At 71.9% G+C, this 17,184-nt stretch carries 16 protein-coding genes; 8 read left to right on the forward strand and 8 right to left on the reverse strand.

Going from position 1 to position 17,184, the window contains the following annotated elements; all coding sequences use genetic code 11:
* Positions 1–12: 12 nt before the first annotated feature.
* Complete coding sequence (locus AQJ58_RS31715) at positions 13–1,164, reverse strand: NADH-quinone oxidoreductase subunit D (protein ID WP_067256396.1); 1,152 nt, start codon at positions 1,162–1,164, stop codon at positions 13–15.
* Positions 1,165–1,195: 31 nt separating this feature from the next.
* On the opposite strand from AQJ58_RS31715, the gene AQJ58_RS31720 reads away from it, so the two are divergent.
* Both AQJ58_RS31720 and AQJ58_RS31725 read left to right on the forward strand, forming a co-directional pair.
* Entirely contained in the window at positions 1,196–1,720 is a 525-nt protein-coding gene (locus tag AQJ58_RS31720) for a PH domain-containing protein (RefSeq protein WP_067256397.1), read from the forward strand.
* A complete protein-coding gene (locus AQJ58_RS31725) occupies positions 1,717–3,060 on the forward strand; it encodes a PH domain-containing protein (RefSeq protein WP_067256399.1) in 1,344 nt (447 codons plus the stop codon). The genes AQJ58_RS31720 and AQJ58_RS31725 overlap by 4 nt, the downstream gene beginning before the upstream one ends.
* Positions 3,061–3,140: 80 nt before the next feature.
* On the opposite strand, the gene AQJ58_RS31730 is transcribed toward AQJ58_RS31725, so the two are convergent.
* Together AQJ58_RS31730 and AQJ58_RS31735 are read right to left on the reverse strand one after the other, a co-directional pair.
* Complete coding sequence (locus tag AQJ58_RS31730; protein WP_067256401.1) at positions 3,141–4,727, reverse strand: hypothetical protein; 1,587 nt, start codon at positions 4,725–4,727, stop codon at positions 3,141–3,143.
* A gap of 102 nt (positions 4,728–4,829) precedes the next feature.
* Complete coding sequence (locus AQJ58_RS31735) at positions 4,830–5,948, reverse strand: alpha/beta hydrolase (RefSeq protein ID WP_067256404.1); 1,119 nt, start codon at positions 5,946–5,948, stop codon at positions 4,830–4,832.
* 235 nt (positions 5,949–6,183) lie between these two features.
* On the opposite strand from AQJ58_RS31735, the gene AQJ58_RS31740 reads away from it, so the two are divergent.
* The 6 genes from AQJ58_RS31740 (at position 6,184) to AQJ58_RS31765 (ending at position 11,174) form a co-directional block, all read left to right on the forward strand.
* Positions 6,184–7,998: a phosphatidylglycerol lysyltransferase domain-containing protein gene (locus AQJ58_RS31740; RefSeq protein WP_067256406.1), complete on the forward strand. Its 1,815-nt coding sequence runs from the start codon at positions 6,184–6,186 to the stop codon at positions 7,996–7,998.
* Between the two features lie 134 nt (positions 7,999–8,132).
* A complete protein-coding gene (gene folP / locus AQJ58_RS31745; RefSeq protein WP_067256408.1) occupies positions 8,133–8,993 on the forward strand; it encodes a dihydropteroate synthase in 861 nt (286 codons plus the stop codon).
* The gene (locus AQJ58_RS31750) at positions 8,990–9,505 is read left to right on the forward strand and encodes a nuclear transport factor 2 family protein (RefSeq protein WP_067256409.1); all 516 of its coding nucleotides are present in this window, start codon (positions 8,990–8,992) and stop codon (positions 9,503–9,505) included. Before folP ends, AQJ58_RS31750 begins: the two co-directional genes overlap by 4 nt.
* A 135-nt stretch (positions 9,506–9,640) precedes the next feature.
* Entirely contained in the window at positions 9,641–10,000 is a 360-nt protein-coding gene (gene folB, locus AQJ58_RS31755; RefSeq protein ID WP_067256411.1) for a dihydroneopterin aldolase, read from the forward strand.
* Positions 9,997–10,608 (forward strand): 2-amino-4-hydroxy-6-hydroxymethyldihydropteridine diphosphokinase, encoded by a 612-nt coding sequence (gene folK, locus AQJ58_RS31760; protein WP_067256413.1) that lies wholly within the window; start codon positions 9,997–9,999, stop codon positions 10,606–10,608. The genes folB and folK overlap by 4 nt, the downstream gene beginning before the upstream one ends.
* 80 nt (positions 10,609–10,688) lie before the next feature.
* The gene (locus tag AQJ58_RS31765) at positions 10,689–11,174 is read left to right on the forward strand and encodes a DUF3180 domain-containing protein (RefSeq protein ID WP_067256415.1); all 486 of its coding nucleotides are present in this window, start codon (positions 10,689–10,691) and stop codon (positions 11,172–11,174) included.
* Between the two features lie 19 nt (positions 11,175–11,193).
* On the opposite strand, the gene folE is transcribed toward AQJ58_RS31765, so the two are convergent.
* From folE to AQJ58_RS31790, 5 genes are all read right to left on the reverse strand, one after another.
* Entirely contained in the window at positions 11,194–11,799 is a 606-nt protein-coding gene (folE, locus tag AQJ58_RS31770) for a GTP cyclohydrolase I FolE (RefSeq protein WP_067256417.1), read from the reverse strand.
* A gap of 143 nt (positions 11,800–11,942) precedes the next feature.
* A complete protein-coding gene (ftsH, locus tag AQJ58_RS31775; RefSeq protein WP_067256419.1) occupies positions 11,943–13,982 on the reverse strand; it encodes an ATP-dependent zinc metalloprotease FtsH in 2,040 nt (679 codons plus the stop codon).
* Positions 13,983–14,167: 185 nt separating this feature from the next.
* Entirely contained in the window at positions 14,168–14,728 is a 561-nt protein-coding gene (gene hpt, locus AQJ58_RS31780; protein ID WP_067256421.1) for a hypoxanthine phosphoribosyltransferase, read from the reverse strand.
* 54 nt (positions 14,729–14,782) lie between these two features.
* Positions 14,783–15,826 carry a tRNA lysidine(34) synthetase TilS gene (tilS, locus tag AQJ58_RS31785; protein ID WP_067256423.1) on the reverse strand — a complete coding sequence of 348 codons (1,044 nt, stop codon included), beginning with the start codon at positions 15,824–15,826 and terminating at the stop codon, positions 14,783–14,785.
* A 205-nt stretch (positions 15,827–16,031) separates the two neighbouring features.
* Positions 16,032–17,165 carry a zinc-dependent metalloprotease gene (locus tag AQJ58_RS31790; protein WP_079079360.1) on the reverse strand — a complete coding sequence of 378 codons (1,134 nt, stop codon included), beginning with the start codon at positions 17,163–17,165 and terminating at the stop codon, positions 16,032–16,034.
* Positions 17,166–17,184: the final 19 nt, after the last annotated feature.

The raw sequence follows: 17,184 nt of genomic DNA on the forward strand, positions 1-17,184 counted from the left end.
CGCTGGGTCCGCCTACTTGTCGATGTCCCCGACCACGAAGAACATCGACCCCAGGATGGCCACCATGTCGGCGACCAGGGTTCCCGGCAGCAGCTCGGTGAGGGCCTGGATGTTGTTGTAGGAGGCCGAGCGCAGCTTCAGGCGGTACGGCGTCTTCTCGCCCTTGCTGACGAGGTAGTAGCCGTTGATGCCGAGGGGGTTCTCGGTCCACGCGTACGTGTGCCCCTCGGGCGCCTTGAGGACCTTGGGGAGCCGCTGGTTGATCGGGCCGGGCGGCAGCTGCGCCAGCCGGTCCAGGCAGGCGTCCGCGAGGTCGAGCGCGTTGTGGGTCTGGGCGAGCAGGCACTCGAACCGGGCGAGACAGTCGCCCTCCTCACGGGTCACCACCTCCAGGACGTCCCGCAGCTCCCCGTACGCGAGATAGGGCTCGTCGCGCCGCAGGTCGAAGTCGACGCCCGAGGCGCGCGCGATCGGCCCGCTCACGCCGTACGCGTGCACGGCGTCGGCCGGGAGCACGCCCACCGCGCGGGTGCGCCCCCGGAAGATCTCGTTGCCGAGGACGAGGTCGTCGAAGACGTCCATGCGCGAGCGGACGGCGGCGACGGCGCCACGCGCGCGGGACGCCCAGCCGGCCGGCAGGTCCTCCTTCAGGCCGCCGACCCGGTTGAACATGTAGTGCATCCGCCCGCCGGAGACCTCCTCCATCACGTTCTGGAGGACCTCGCGCTCGCGGAACGCGTAGAAGACCGGTGTGATGCCGCCCAGCTCCAGCGGGTACGAGCCCAGGAACATCAGGTGGTTGAGCACCCGGTTCAGCTCCGCGAGCAGCGTGCGCGTCCAGACCGCCCGCTCGGGGACCTCCATGCCGAGCATCCGCTCCACCGCGAGGACCACGCCCAGCTCGTTCGAGAACGCCGACAGCCAGTCGTGGCGGTTGGCCAGCATGACGATCTGCCGGTAGTCGCGCGCCTCGAACAGCTTCTCCGCGCCCCGGTGCATATAGCCGATCACCGGCTCGGCGTGCCGGATGCGCTCGCCGTCCAGCACCAGCTTCAGCCGCAGCACACCGTGCGTGGAGGGATGCTGCGGGCCGATGTTCAGCACCATGTCGGTGCTCTCCGCCGCGCCGCCGATCCCGACCGTGGTCTCCGTCGTGGGAGTCATGGCACCAGTCTCCCCTACGTACTCTGTCGCTATGGAAACGGGGAGCCCGGGGGGCACCAGGACGACCGAGGCCGGAGCGGGGGCCGACGGGGCCGCTGCGGTGTGGACCGGGCTGCCGCCGGGACTGCTGCGGATGCGACGGCTGCTGCTGGTGGTGTGGCTGGGACTCGCCGCCGTCGCCGTCGGGCTGGGGCTCGGCCTGGGCGTCGGCCCCGCGTGGGCCGCCCTCGCGCTGCTGCCGCTGGCCGGGATCGGCTGGGGCTGGGTGCTCCTCGGCCGCAACTGGCGCTCCTGGCGGTACGCCGAGCGCGCCGACGACCTGCTGATCAGCCGGGGCGTGCTGTGGCGCGAGGAGACCGTCGTGCCGTACGGCCGCATGCAGCTGGTCGAGGTGACCTCCGGGCCCGTCGAACGGTACTTCGGGCTCGCCAGCGTCCAGCTGCACACCGCGGCCGCCGCCACCGACGCGACGATCCCGGGGCTCGACCCGGCCGAGGCGGAGCGGCTGCGCGACCGGCTCAGCGAGCTCGGCGAGGCCCGATCGGCGGGCCTGTGACCGCCCAGGGCGTCGAGGGCGACGTCCCCGCGGCCGCGGAGCGGCCGGCCGTCGCCGAGCGCCGGCTGCACCCCGTCACCCCCTTCCGGCGCGCCTGGGCCCCGGTCGCGGTGCTCGTCGGCTGGGCGGTGCACGACCCCCACCAGGCGCAGGAGCAGCTCACCCGGCTGACCTCGACGACCCTGCTGATCGCGCTCGCCGTCCTGGTCCCGGCGTCGGCCGCGTACGGCTTCCTGAGCTGGTGGTTCACCCACTTCTCGGTGACCGACGGCGAACTGCGCATCCGCACCGGCCTGGTGTTCCGGCGCACCGCGCACATCCGTCTGGAGCGCATCCAGGCGATCGACGTGACCCAGCCGCTGCTCGCCCGGCTGGCCGGCGTGGCGAAGCTGCGGCTCGATGTCGTCGGCGCCGAGAAGAAGGACGAACTCGCCTTCCTCGGCGACGACGAGGCCCGCGCGCTCAGGGCCGAACTGCTCGCGCGGGCTGCGGGTTTCGCCCCCGAGACGGCGCACGAGGTCGGCGAGGCGCCGGCGCGCGAGCTGCTGCGCGTCCCCGCGCGCGAGCTGCTGGTCGCGCTGGTGCTGACCGGTTCGGCCTGGGGTGCCGTCGCCGTCGCCCTGGTCGTCCCGCCCGTCCTGTGGCTGCTCACCCACAGCGTGGTGACGGTCCTCGCGACCGGCCTGCCGCTGCTCGGCGCGGCGGGCGCGCGCAGCGCCGGGCGGTTCGTGGGCGAGTACGACTGGACGGTCGCCGAGTCCCCGGACGGCCTGCGCATCGACCGGGGGCTGCTGGACCGCACGCACGAGACGGTGCCGCCGGGGCGGGTGCAGACCGTGCGGATCGTGCAGCCGCTGCTGTGGCGGCGCCGCGGCTGGGTGCGCGTGGAGCTGGACGTGGCGGGCTCGGCCAACTCCGTGCTCGTGCCGGTCGCCCCGCGCGCGGTCGCGGAGGCGGTCGTCGCGCGCGTGCTCCCCGGGGTGACCGTGCCGGCGGCGGACTCGCTGGCGCGGCCGCCGCGCCGGGCCGGACGCTGCGTGCCGCTGTGGTGGCGGGGGTACGGCATCGCCGTCACGGACGCCGTGTTCGCCACCCGGCACGGACTGCTGCACCGCAGCCTCGCCCTCGTGCCCCACGCCAAGGTCCAGAGCGTACGGCTGACCCAGGGCCCCTGGCAGCGGCTGTGGCGGCTCGCCGCCGTCCGGGTGGACACGGGGGCCGGCAAGACCGTCACCGCCCGTCTGAGGGACGCTCAGGAGGCCGCGGAGCTGCTCCGCGGCCAGGCCGAGCGGTCCCGCACCGGCCGCCGGGACGCCCGGCCCGACCGCTGGATGGCTTGAAAGGACAAACCGAAGGGCCGTGCGGTGTCCGCACGGCCCTCAGGAGCGCCGGGGGTGACGGCGCGACGGGTGACGACGGGTCAGGACACCGCGCTGCGCAGGCCCTGGAGGTCGATCACCTCGGTCTCGTCGTGCGCGGTCAGGTCGATCACCTGGCCGACCCCGCGCGCCTCCTCGCCGGCCGGCTTGAAATCAGCCTCGGCCTCGGCCTTGTGCAGGGCGAGCGCCTCCTGGCCGACGACGTCGGCGAGGTCCTCGTTCTGCACCGAGTCCAGCGCGTCCGGCGTCGCGCTCTTCGTGCCGAAGAAGTCGAACCCGCCCTCGGCCCCGGGACGCCGCACCGGCTGCGCGGCGGGTACGACGGCCACGGCGGTCGGCACGGTGAAGTGCCCGGCCGGCCGCACCACCGGCGCGGCGGGCCGCGGGACGAGCGCGGCGGACACGGCGGAGACACCCTCGACCGCCTCGGTCCCGGCGGCCCCGGTGTCGGCAGCGACGGCCGTTCCGGAGCCCGCGGCCGTCGAGCCGACCGGCTCGGAAGCGGCGCGGCCGGAGCCGGTCGGGGCCGCAGCGGCGCGCCCGGCGGCGGACTCGGCCGCGACAGGCCCGGCACTGACGGAATCGGCAGCGGCGGCGGTTCCCAAGCCAGGAGCCTTGGATCCGATGGCCGTCGAGCCGGCGCGCTCGGAAACGGCGCGCTCGGAGTCGGCGGTCGCAGCCACGGGCTCGTTCCCGGAGACGGCACGGCCGGCGGCGGTCGCAGCGGGGCGCTCGGCGGTGGCCGGCTCGGCCGCGGTACGCCCGGCCGCGTCCTCGTCCGGGGCGGCCTCGTCGGTCCCGTCGGCCGGGTGGGGGGCGACCGCGCGCGTGTGCTCGTCGGCCGCCTCGGGCTGCCCCTCGGCCTCGTCCTCCTGGGCGGAGTCCTCGCCACCGGCCTTGCCGGACGCGACCTTCACGGGCTCTCCGGCGCCGGAGTCGTCGGCGGAGGCGGAGGCTGCCGCGGCCGTCTCCGGGTCGAGCTTCGCCAGCGCCGACCGCGCCCGCGCGTACAGCTGCGCCCCCTCCGGGGAGAAGGCCACCGGGGCCTTGGTCTCGTCGGCCTCGGTGGTCTCGGTGGTCTCGGTGGTCTCGGGCGTCACGGAGACCACGGTCTCCGTCCTGCTCTCCTCGGCCGCGCCCGCGGCGGGCAGCGCGTACGGCTCGGGATCGGCCGTGTTCTCCTTCTCCAGCAGCCGGCGGCCCTCCAGGGCGCTGGCCCGCTCGGTCTCCGCCGTGGCGTAACGGCGCAGCAGCGCGGCGTGCTCGTTGCGCAGGCCGGCCAGTTCGGCGCGCTTGGCCCGCAGCCGCTTCTCCAGCTTGCCGCGCAGCTCACGCGATTCGTCGAGGTCGGTCTCCAGCTCGGCGACTCGTTCCTCGAAGCGCCACTCGTCGCTCGCCCGCGCGCGCGTGAGGTCGGCGACCTGTTTCCCGGCGTACGTGTCCCAGCGACGCAGGACGGCGGCCCCCACGACCGCGGTGGCCGCGGCGACGGCGGCGACGACGCGGAGCACGGCGGGATCCGAGAACACCCAGGGACCGAAGGCACAGATGAGCGAGACGCCTGCGATCGCCGAGGGAGGCAACAGCCTGTGCAGTGGCGGGGAATGGCGGTGACGTCCACGTGGCATGGCCAGAAACTTACCGCGCGTAGGCGAATGTTGGCGCCCCGCCCTGTAAAAACACAGCCATACCGAAGCCTTCACACTCCCCGCGGGCCACACGAGTCAAGATCAATTACTCAGCCGTCCGCTGATCCACTCCAGCGCGGGCGGGATCTCGCGGCGCCAGGTGTTGAAGTTGTGCCCGCCGCTTTCGAGAATGATCGACGAGATCCGGGTCCGGCCCGCGACCTTCGCCAGGTCTATGAAGTTCAGCGTGGCCTTGTAGTTGGACTCGCCGATCTTGCTGCTGGTCACGAGCAGCGAGGTGTCCGGAGCGGAACGATTCTTCAGGAACCAGCGCAAATCAGCCTCCTTGCGCAGCGTCTCGTCGCCGTGGAACAGGTCACCGGTGGTCGGATCGCTCGGCGCCTTGTAGTACGGCGACAGCCCCACGCCCGCCGCGTACGCCTCCGGGTGGTGCATCGCGAGCTTCAGGGCGCAGTAACCGCCGGTGGAGTCCCCGATGATCCCCCAGCTCGACGGCTTCTTGCCCACCCGGTAGTGGGCCCCGACCGCGTCCGGCAGGTCCTTGGCGAAGAACGTCTCGGTCTGCGGCCCGCCCGGGATGTCCACGCACTCCGTGTCGCGCGGCGGCGCCACCGTCGGCCGCAGCATCACCAGGATCATCGGCTGCATCCGCCCGTCCCCGGCGAGCTGCCGCGCGGTGCGCGGGTAGTGCAGCTTGTCGACGAGCGCCTCGGCCGTACCCGGATAGCCCGTGAGGACCACGGCCACGGGGAACGTGCGCGTGCGGTTCTTCGCGGCGAAGTACTCGGGCGGCAGATACACGTAGGCGGGCGTGCTGATGTGTGTCGTACGCCCGGCCAGCACCACCTTCTGGATCCGACCGCCGAACTCCGGCCGCCCGCCGCCGCCGTCCACGCGCCGGCTGTCCACGACGCGCACCGGCCCGGCCGGGGCGCCGTTCGTGTGGTCGACGACCACGCCCGGCTCCGTCTCACGGCCGAACAGGTCCGCCCAGCTGGCGTAGAAACCGAAGGCCTGATTGACGGACAGGCCCACCGACAGGAAGAGGGCCGACTGGATGCAGAGCAGCAGACCGACCCGCCCGCCGACGGCCCGCCAGGAACGCCGTGCCAGCCGCGGCCACAGCCACACCGTGCCGGCGAACAGCGTTAAGGCGAACACGACGGACAACAGCAGCACTGTGTTGCTCGTGAGACCCATACAAAGGTTTCCTGCCTGATCCTGGCCGGGCACAGATCCGTTCCCCCCGACTCCTTCGCGAGGGCTTGTCCCGGACTTTCCTTGGCCTTTTCAGCGGCTTTGAAGAGCGGAGTGAACCTCTCTTCCCAAGACACCGTCCTAGAGGGCGCAATGTCGCCGGGTGCCCGAAGCGGGTCCGGATCCAAGGTCTCTCGCGGAACTACGGGATGCGATGTCTGTCAGGGAAGATGGGGAAATGTCGGACGGGGTTCCGAACCGATCAAGCCGGGTGCGGCCGCTGATGCGTGGCCCGCGCCCCGAGTCCGTGCCCGCCCTCGTCGGCAGAGCCTGTGCTCTCGTGGGGCTGGTGGACGTCGCGGCGGGGATCTTCCCGCGGTTCCGGCAGAGCCGTATGCACTCGCTCGCCGAGGTGCTGCCCGGCTCGTTCGGCCCGTTCGCGGCGGCGCTCTCGCTCAGCGTCGGCGTCCTGCTGCTCCTGCTCGCCCACGGCCTCAAGCGCGGCAAGCGGCGCGCCTGGCGGGCGGCGGTGGCGCTGCTCCCGGCCGGCGCGGTCGCCCAGTTCGTGTACCGGCACTCGATCGTCGGCGCGCTCATCTCGCTCGCGCTGCTGATCCCGCTGATCGTCCACCGAGACCAGTTCAGGGCCCTGCCGGACCCGCGCAGCCGGTGGCGCGCGCTCGCCAACTTCGTCCTCATGGGCGCCGGTTCCCTCGTCCTCGGACTGGTCATCGTCAGCGTCCACCCGCGGCGCATGATCGGCGACCCGAGCCTGGCCGATCGCATTACCCACGTCCTGTACGGCCTCCTCGGCTTCGAGGGTCCGGTCGACTACCAGGGCAGCACCTCCTGGACCGTCGCCTTCTCGCTCGGCGCCCTCGGCTGGATCACCGCGGTCACCACGATCTACCTCGCCTTCCGGCCCGAGCACCCGGCCGCCCGCCTCACCGAGGAGGACGAGAGCCGGCTGCGCGTCCTGCTGGACAAGCACGGCCGGCGCGACTCCCTCGGCCACTTCGCGCTGCGCCGCGACAAGGCCGTCGTCTTCTCCCCCAGCGGCAAGGCCGCCGTCACCTACCGCGTCGTCTCCGGCGTGATGCTCGCCAGCGGCGACCCCATCGGCGACGTCGAGGCCTGGCCGGGCGCCATCGAACGCTTCATGGACGAGGCCAAGGCCCACTCCTGGACGCCCGCCGTCATGGGCTGCTCGGAGACCGGCGGCGAGGTGTGGACCCGCGAGACCGGCCTCGACGCCCTCGAACTCGGCGACGAGGCGGTGGTGGACGTCGCGGATTTCTCCCTCGCCGGCCGCGCGATGCGCAACGTCCGGCAGATGGTCAAGCGCATCGAGCGCGCCGGTTACGAAACCCGCGTACGTCGTGTCCGTGACCTCGGCGAGGCCGAGCTGGAGCGGATCCGGCTGGCCGCGGAGGACTGGCGCGGCACCGACACCGAGCGCGGCTTCTCCATGGCGCTGGGCCGCGTCGGCGACCCCGCCGACGGCGACTGCCTCATCGCCACCGCCCACAAGGCCGACGAGACACCCGGCCCGTACGGCGACCTCAAGGCCATCCTGCACTTCGTCCCCTGGGGCACCGACGGCGCCTCCCTGGACCTGATGCGCCGCGACCGCTCGGCCGACCCCGGCATGAACGAACTCCTCATCGTCGCGGCCCTCCAGGCCGCCCCGAAATTCGGCATCACGCGCGTGTCGCTGAACTTCGCCATGTTCCGCTCCGCCCTGGCCCGCGGCGAGAAGATCGGCGCCGGACCCGTCCTGCGCGCCTGGCGCGGTCTGCTCGTCTTCCTCTCCCGCTGGTTCCAGATCGAGTCCCTGTACAAGTTCAACGCCAAGTTCCAGCCCCGCTGGGAACCCCGCTTCGTCGTCTACCGCGCCTCCGGCGACCTCCCCCGCATCGGCTTCGCCGCCATGCAGGCCGAGGGCTTCGTCAACCTCGCCCTCCCCCTGCCCCGCTTCCTGCGCCGCCGCAGCAGGCCCGCCCGCGCGTGCGCCCACGGACTCGCCGAGCGGCAGGACGTACGGGCCGCCTGAACCGGCGACCGCCCCCGGCCCCCGTGTCCCCACCCGGACCGGCCCGGGCACAGGCCCCGCCCCCTCTCCCGGCCCTGGGGCCCGCGCCCGGGCCTCCCGGCGTCCGGGCGCCCGGCGGGGCCTACGCTGAACGTATGAGCAAGCAGAGCGGGCGCCTGCGGGTCGCCGGCCTTCCGGACTGGGACCGCTGCGCGGTCATGGGCGTCGTCAACGTGACGCCCGACTCCTTCTCCGACGGCGGCCGCTGGTTCGACACGACGGCCGCCGTCAAGCACGGCCTCCAGCTCGTCGCCGAGGGCGCCGACCTCGTCGACGTCGGCGGCGAGTCCACCCGCCCCGGCGCCACCCGGGTCGACGAGGCCGAGGAACTGCGCCGTGTCATCCCCGTCGTGCGGGGCCTCGCCGCCGAGGGCGCCGTCGTCTCGGTCGACACCATGCGCGCCTCCGTCGCCGCCGAGGCCCTCGCCGCCGGCGCCGTCCTCGTCAACGACGTCAGCGGCGGCCTCGCCGACCCCGGGATGATCCCGGCCGTCGCGGAGGCGGGAGCCCCCTTCGTCGTCATGCACTGGCGCGGCTTCCTGGAGGGCGGAAACGTCAAGGGCTCGTACGACGACGTCGTCACCGAAGTCGTCGACGAGCTGCACGCGCGCGTGGAGGCCGTCCTCGCCGGCGGCGTCTCCCCGGACCGCGTCGTCGTCGACCCCGGCCTCGGCTTCTCCAAGGAGGCCGACCACGACCTCGCCCTGCTGGCCCACCTCGACCGGCTGCACACACTGGGCCACCCGCTGCTCGTCGCCGCCTCCCGCAAGCGCTTCCTCGGCCGTGTCCTGGCCGGCCCCGAGAGCGCGCCCCCGCCGGCGCGCGAGCGCGACGCGGCGACCGCCGCCGTGTCCGCGATAGCCGCCCACACCGGCGCGTGGGCCGTGCGGGTCCACCAGGTGCGCGCGACCGCCGACGCGGTCCGGGTCGCACGCGCCGTGGAAGGAGCGCGGTGACCGCCCCCCACACCGACGTCGAACAGGTCGAGGCCGCCAACACCGCCTTCTACGAGGCGCTCGAACAGGGCGACTTCGAAGCCGTGTCCTCGCTCTGGCTCACCCCCGCCGACCTCGGCGTCGACGAGGAGTACCACGACCCCGCGGACACCGGGGTGATCTCCTGCGTGCACCCCGGCTGGCCGGTGCTGACCGGGCGCGGCGAGGTCCTGCGCTCGTACGCCCTGATCATGGCGAACACCGACTACATCCAGTTCTTCCTCACCGATGTGCATGTCTCGGTCACCGGCGACACCGCCCTCGTGACCTGCACGGAGAACATCCTCAGCGGCGGCCCCGCGCCCCGCGCGGGCGAGGAGCTCGGGCCGCTCGTGGGCCAGCTGGTGGTCGCCACCAACGTGTTCCGCCGCACCCCCGACGGCTGGAAGCTCTGGTCGCACCACGCCTCCCCGGTCCTCGCCGAGAAGGACGACGAGCCGGACACCGACGAGGACGACGACGGCCCGTCCTGACCGCCCCCGAGGGAAGTGAAGACCGCGCCGCCGGCCGGCTCTCCCGCGCGCCCGCCGCCCGGACCCGCCGGTGCGCGCAGGTAGATTCGTCCGAGGCAACCGACGAGTGCAGGGACGAGTGCAGGAGGGATTCACGTGGATCGTGTCGCGCTGCGCGGCCTGAGGGCCCGCGGGTACCACGGTGTGTTCCCCGAGGAACGCAGGGAGGGCCAGACCTTCGTCGTGGACCTCGTCCTGGGCCTGGACACCCGGCCGGCCGCCGCCGACGACGACCTGGCGAAGACCGTGCACTACGGCATCGTGGCCGAGGAGGTCGTGGCCGTCGTCGAGGGCGAACCGGTCAACCTCATCGAGACGCTCGCCGAGCGCATCTCCGAGGCCTGTCTGCGGCACGAGGGGGTACAAGAGGTCGAGGTCGTGGTCCACAAGCCGAACGCCCCGATCACGGTCCCCTTCGACGACGTGACCGTCACCATCACCCGGAGCCGAGTATGACCGCGTCCTTCACCGAGGGTCACAGCGACCCGACCGTTCAGCCGGTGCCCGCCTCCGTCGTACGGCAGGTGGACGCCGCCGACACCACCCTGCACAACCCCCGACGCGCGGTGCTCTCCCTCGGCGCCAACCTCGGCAACCGCCTGGAGACCCTCCAGGGGGCCGTGGACGCCCTGGCGGACACCCCGGGCGTCCGCGTCAAGGCCGTCTCCCCGGTGTACGAGACGGAACCGTGGGGCGTCGAGCCCGGCAGCCAGCCCGCGTACTTCAACGCGGTCGTCCTGCTGAAGACCACCCTGCCCCCGTCCTCGCTCCTGGAGCGGGCCCACGCGGTCGAGGAGGCCTTCCACCGCGTCCGGGACGAGCGCTGGGGCGCGCGCACCCTCGACGTCGACATCGTGGCGTACGCCGATGTCGTGGACGACGACCCGCAGCTCACCCTGCCGCACCCGCGCGCCCACGCACGCGCCTTCGTCCTCGCCCCCTGGCACGACGTGGACCCCGAGGCCAGACTGCCCGGCCACGGCGCCGTCGCGGATCTTCTCGACGCGCTCACCCGCGAGGGCGTCACCGTTCGCAAGGACCTGGAACTCCAGCTGCCCGAGTAGTCGTTAAGGTCAGGACGACCACCACCACGACACTCGTCCGCGGAAGGACCCGCGGAACCCGGGGGAGCTGAAGGGACACCGTGAGAGAGCTGCACATCAGGGTGCTGGCCGGCGTGTTCGTCGTGGCCGGCGTGCTGTCCTGGGCGGGTGCCCGCCTCTGGAACTCGATCGGGACCCTGCCCAGCGTCCCCCTGGCCGCCCCCATCGTCCTCGCCCTGATCGCCGTGGTCCTGCTGTCCACGGCGCTCTCGCTGCGCGCCCGGCTCAAGGCCCAGCGCGAGCGGCGCCCCGAGGCCAAGGGCGTCGACCCCCTGATGGCGGCCCGCGCGGTCGTCTTCGGCCAGGCCAGCGCCCTGGTCGCCGCCCTCGTCGCCGGCATGTACGGCGGCACCGGCGTCTTCCTCCTGGAGTCCCTCGACATCCCCGCCCGCCGCGACCAGGCCATCTACGCCGGCTTCTCGGTCCTGGCCGGCATCGCCGTCATAGCGTCCGCCCTCTTCCTGGAACACGTCTGCAAGCTCCCGGAGGACGACGACCACGACAAGGGAGCCGCCTCCCCGGCCTGACGACCGGGGCGGGCGCGCCTCAGTGCGCCATGATCAGGCTCATCGCCTCGTTGCGCGTCGCCATGTCCCGCAGCTGGCCGCGCACCGCCGAGGTGATGGTCTTGGCCCCGGGCTTGCGGATGCCCCGCATGGACATGCACATGTGCTCGCACTCGACGACCACGATGACCCCGCGCGGCTCCAGAATGTCCATCAGCGAGTCCGCGATCTGCGTGGTGAGACGTTCCTGCACCTGGGGACGGCGGGCGTAGACATCCACCAGCCGGGCCAGCTTCGACAGCCCGGTGATCTTCCCCGAGGTGGACGGGATGTAGCCGACATGGGCGACACCCCGGAACGGCACCAGATGATGCTCACAGGTCGAGAACACCTCGATGTCCTTGACCAGCACCATCTCGTCGTGCCCCAGGTCGAACGTCGTCGTCAGCACGTCCTCGGGCTTCTGCCACAACCCCGCGAATATCTCCCGGTACGCCCGCGCCACCCGCGCCGGTGTCTCCTTCAGACCCTCGCGGTCGGGATCCTCACCGACCGCGATCAGGAGTTCGCGTACGGCGTTCTCGGCGCGCTTCTCGTCGAACTCGCCGATGGAGCCCTCGCCGTCCAGCGTCACGGGGTCGGTCATCTGCTGCCTCGTTCCTAGATGTCCTGCAACGTCCTACCAGGCCGTCCTGAATCGGCCATATGGCAATGCCGCGCCCCCCAGGCTAGAACCTGGGGGGCGCGGCATTCCATTCCGGGCCTGGTGGCGGCTCCGGGAGCTCGGGGTCAGCTCTCGGGGCGGTCCTCCGGGGCGGGCTCGGTCACCGGGGCGGACTCCGCCGCCGTCGACTTCGCGGTGGAGATCGCGGGCGTCGCGCCGTTGGCGCCGTTCGTCAGGGCGAGCTCCTTGGGGGAGAGCACCGGCGGACGGGTGGACGGAGTGCGCCGCGAGGAACCGGTCCAGGCGGGGCGCGCCGGGCGCTTGACGATGGCGGAGAAGATCTCGGCGATCTCCTCCTTGCCCAGCGTCTCCTTCTCCAGCAGCTGGAGGACCAGGTTGTCGAGGACGTCGCGGTTCTCGACCAGGATCTCCCAGGCCTCGTTGTGCGCGTTCTCGATGAGCTTCTTGACTTCCTCGTCCACCAGGGCGGCGACCTCTTCCGAGTAGTCGCGCTGGTGAGCCATCTCACGGCCGAGGAACGGCTCGGTGTTGTCGCCGCCGAACTTGATGGCACCCAGGCGCTCGGTCATGCCGTACTGGGTGACCATCGCGCGGGCCGTGGCGGTGGCCTTCTCGATGTCGTTCGCCGCGCCCGTGGTCGGGTCGTGGAAGACGAGCTCCTCCGCCGCGCGGCCGCCGAGCATGTAGGCCAGCTGGTCCAGCATCTCGTTGCGCGTGGTGGAGTACTTGTCCTCGTCCGGGAGCACCATCGTGTAGCCCAGCGCACGGCCGCGGCTCAGGATCGTGATCTTGTGGACTGGGTCGGAGTTCGGGGAGGCCGCCGCGACCAGGGCGTGACCGCCCTCGTGGTACGCGGTGATCTTCTTCTCCTTGTCCGACATGATCCGGGTCCGCTTCTGCGGGCCCGCGACCACACGGTCGATCGCCTCGTCCAGCATCTGGTTGTCGATCAGCTTCTTGTCGCTGCGCGCGGTGAGGAGCGCTGCTTCGTTCAGCACGTTCGACAGGTCGGCGCCCGTGAAGCCGGGGGTCCGGCGGGCGACGGCGGCCAGATCGACGTCGGGCGCGACCGGCTTGCCCTTCTGGTGGACCTTGAGGATCTCCAGCCGGCCCTGCATGTCCGGACGGTCGACCGCGATCTGGCGGTCGAAGCGGCCGGGGCGCAGCAGCGCCGGGTCGAGGATGTCGGGCCGGTTCGTCGCGGCGATGAGGATCACGCCGCCCTTGACGTCGAAGCCGTCCATCTCGACGAGGAGCTGGTTCAGGGTCTGCTCGCGCTCGTCGTGACCACCGCCGAGGCCGGCGCCGCGGTGGCGGCCGACGGCGTCGATCTCGTCGACGAAGACGATCGCCGGGGCGTTCGCCTTGGCCTGCTCGAAGAGGTCACGCACACGGGAGGCACCGACACCGACGAACATCTCGACGAAGTCGGAACCGGAGATCGAGTAGAAGGGGACGCCCGCCTCGCCGGCGACGGCGCGCGCGAGCAGGGTCTTGCCGGTGCCGGGCGGGCCGTACAGCAGCACACCCTTGGGGATCTTGGCGCCGACGGCCTGGAACTTGGCGGGCTCCTGGAGGAACTCCTTGATCTCGTGGAGTTCCTCGACGGCCTCGTCGGAGCCGGCCACGTCGGCGAACGTCGTCTTCGGCGTGTCCTTGGTGATGAGCTTCGCCTTGGACTTGCCGAAGTTCATGACGCGGGAGCCGCCGCCCTGCATCTGGTTCATCAGGAACAGGAAGACGACCACGATGAGGACGAAGGGGAGCAGGGACAGCAGGATCCCGACGAAGGCGTTCTGCTTCGTCGGAGAGACCGTGTAGCCCTTGGGGATCTGCTTGTCCTGGAACTTGGTCTGCAGCGTGTTGGCGATGGTCACGCCCTGGTCGCCGATGTAGCTCGCCTGGATCTTCGAGCTGTCCTTGACCTTCACGCCGTCTTTGAGCGTGACCTTGATGGTCTGCTCGTCACCGGTGGTGAGCTTGGCCGACTCGACCTTGTTCTCGTTGATCGCCGCCACGACTTGGCCGGTGTCCACCGTCTTGTAGCCGCCGGACGAGCCGACGACCTGCATCAACACGACCACGGCAAGGACGGCCAGCACGATCCACATGACCGGCCCACGGAAGTATCGCTTCACGTCCATCCATACGGAGCGGTGCCGCCCCGTCCCTCCTGCCATAGTGAGTTTGATAAGACAGTTCTTCTGACGGTACCCCAGCTTTGTCGCGAGAAGCCGCACGGTCCGGCTGGCGAACCCGTCTGCATGCTCCAACGGCGCGAGTGCCGCCGGGGTTCCCGTACGTCCTACGGGTCTGTGACCGGGTGGGTTCAGCCGCCGTAGACGTGGGGCGCGAGCGTACCGACGAACGGGAGGTTGCGGTACTTCTCGGCGTAGTCGAGGCCGTAGCCGACGACGAACTCGTTGGGGATGTCGAAGCCGACCCACTCGACGTCGATGGCGACCTTGGCCGCGTCCGGCTTGCGCAGGAGGGTGCAGATCTTCAGGGTCTCGGGCTCGCGCGAGCCGAGGTTGTTGATCAGCCAGGACAGGGTCAGCCCGGAGTCGATGATGTCCTCGACGATCAGGACGTGCTTGCCCTTGATGTCGGTGTCGAGGTCCTTGAGGATCCGCACGACACCGGAGGACTGGGTGCCCGCGCCGTACGACGACACGGCCATCCAGTCCATGGTGACGGGGGTGGACAGCGCCCGGGCGAGGTCGGCCATGACCATCACCGCGCCCTTGAGCACGCCGACGATCAGCAGGTCCTTGCCCTCGTACTCCGCGTCGATCTTCGCGGCCAGCTCGGCCAGCTTCGCGTCGATCTCTTCCTTGGTGATGAGCACCTGCTGGAGGTCGGCACCCATGTCTTTCGCGTCCACCCGCATCACTTTCGGTCGTCCCACCGGCCGGCCCGGACCCTCCGTGCGGAGGGTGGGGAATCAGCCTTGCCGAATCACCAGTCTGCCACCCTGCCGCTGGGCCACGACCTTGCCCGGGAGATTGATGGCTCCCTGGCCGCGCCAGCCGGTGATCAGCCGGTCGACCTCCTCGATGTGCCGCGCGAAGAGGGAGCCGGCCGGCGCGCCCGCCTCGATGGCGGCGCGGCGCAGGATGCGGCGGCGGACGGCGGGCGGCAGGGCGTAGAGCTTGGCGCACTCCAGGAGGCCGGTGGCGTCCCGTACGGAGTCCTCGGCGCGGCGGGCCCAGGCGTCGAGGGCGTCGGCGTCGTCGCGGGAGAGCTGGGCCGTCCGGGCGAGTGCCTCGACGACGCCCTTGCCGAGGGCCTTCTCCAGCGCGGGCAGGCCTTCGTGGCGCAGCCGGGAGCGGGTGTAGGCCGGGTCGGCGTTGTGGGGGTCGTCCCAGACGGGCAGGGACTGGACCATGCACGCCTTGCGGGCGGTCTGCCGGTCGAGTTCGAGGAAGGGGCGCCGGTAGCGGCCGCCGGCCCCCGAGACCGCGGCCATGCCGGACAGGGAGCGGATGCCGGAGCCGCGGGCGAGTCCGAGGAGGACCGTCTCGGCCTGGTCGTCGCGGGTGTGTCCGAGGAGGACCGCGGCGGCGCCGTGGCGTTCGCTGGCGGCGTCGAGGGCGGCGTAGCGGGCGTCGCGGGCGGCGGCCTCGGGTCCGCCGTCGCGGCCGACGGTCACAGCGGTGGACTCGACGGGGTCGAGGCCGAGTTCGCGCAGGCGCAGGACGACTTCCGCGGCGCGCAGGTCGGAGCCGTGCTGGAGGCCGTGGTCGACGGTGACGCCGCCGGCGCGGACGCCGAGCCGGGGGGCCTCGAAGGCGAGTGCGGAGGCGAGCGCCATGGAGTCGGCGCCGCCGGAGCACGCCACGAGGACGAGGGGTGCGGTCGGGTGGGTGTACGGCGCCGGTACGAGGGCGCCCGTGGCGGGGCCCGCGGGCCGGTGGTCGTTGAGGATGTCGTGGAGGACGCGGCGGACCGCCAGGCGTATCGCCGCGACCGCTGGATGGGGACCCATGTCCGGTTCCCTTCAAGAAGAGTTCGGGGGGTGAGCCCGAGGTCGGTCACTCAGAGTGTGTAGATGGTGACAGAACCGGGCCGCTCCCCGAGCATCGCACGCCTGTCGAGGGCTCACGGTCCCTCGGACGGGTGATTGAAGGGGCGTTTGCCTGCCGTGGGCCGCGTCCGGCCCCCGGTGTCGTGCCGGGGCGTGCGGTACGGGGTCATGAATCGGCCTTGCGGTGCACCCGTGCGACCCAGTCGGCGGGTTTGGCGATCTCGGCCTTGGTGGGGAGGGTGTTGGGCGAGGTCCACACGCGGTTGAAGCCGTCCATGCCGACCTGGTCGACGACGGACCGCACGAAGCGCTCGCCGTCCTTGTACTGGCGGAGCTTGGCGTCCAGGCCGAGCAGTTTGCGCAGGGCGATGTCGAGGCGGGAGGCGCCCTTGGCGCGGCGCTGCTGGAACTTCTCGCGGATCTCGGAGACGGTCGGTACGACGTCGGGGCCGACGCCGTCCATGACGAAGTCGGCGTGGCCCTCCAGGAGGGACATCACGGCGGTGAGGCGGGCGAGGATCTCCCGCTGGGCCGGGGTCTGCACGAGTTCGACGAGGGAGCGGCCGCCGTCGTCCTCCTCGCCCTCGGGACGGCCGCCGGCGAGGGACTGGGCGGCCTCGCGGATGCGCTCCAGGAAGGTCGTGGGGTCGACGTCGGTCTCCCCGAGGAACGACTGGATCTCCCCCTCCAGGTGGTCGCGCAGCCAGGGCACGGCGGAGAACTGGGTGCGGTGCGTCTCCTCGTGCAGACAGACCCAGAGGCGGAAGTCGTGGGGGTCGACGTCGAGTTCGCGCTCGACGTGGACGATGTTGGGGGCGACGAGCAGGAGCCGGCCGCCGTTCTTGGCGCCGGCGGGGAGTTCGCGGGTGGCGGGGGCGAAGGTCTCGTACTGGCCGAGGACGCGGGAGGCGAGGAACGACAGCAGCATGCCGAGTTCGACGCCGGTGACCTTGCCGCCGACGACGCCGAGGACCGCGCCGCCCGTGCTGCTGCCGCGGCGCTCCTGCATCTTGTCCAGGAGGGGCTTGAGGATCTCCCGGAACCCGGCGACGTTGGCCCGGACCCAGCCGGGGCGGTCGACGACCAGGACCGGCGTGTCGTGGGTGTCCTCGGTACCCATGCGGGTGAAGCCGCGGACGTGGTGCTCCGAGGCCTTGGCGTGCCGGCGCAGTTCCGCGACGACGGTCCGGGCCTCGTCCCGGCTGACCTCGGGGCCCGGTCGTACGAGCCGGGTCGCGGTCGCGACCGCGAGATTCCAGTCGACCATCCCAGCAGAAGCAGCACCACCGATGCTCGTCATGTGTCAACCGTACGTGCTC

It is taken from the genome of Streptomyces sp. DSM 15324, from assembly GCF_001514285.1.
In the GTDB taxonomy this organism is placed as follows: domain Bacteria; phylum Actinomycetota; class Actinomycetes; order Streptomycetales; family Streptomycetaceae; genus Streptomyces.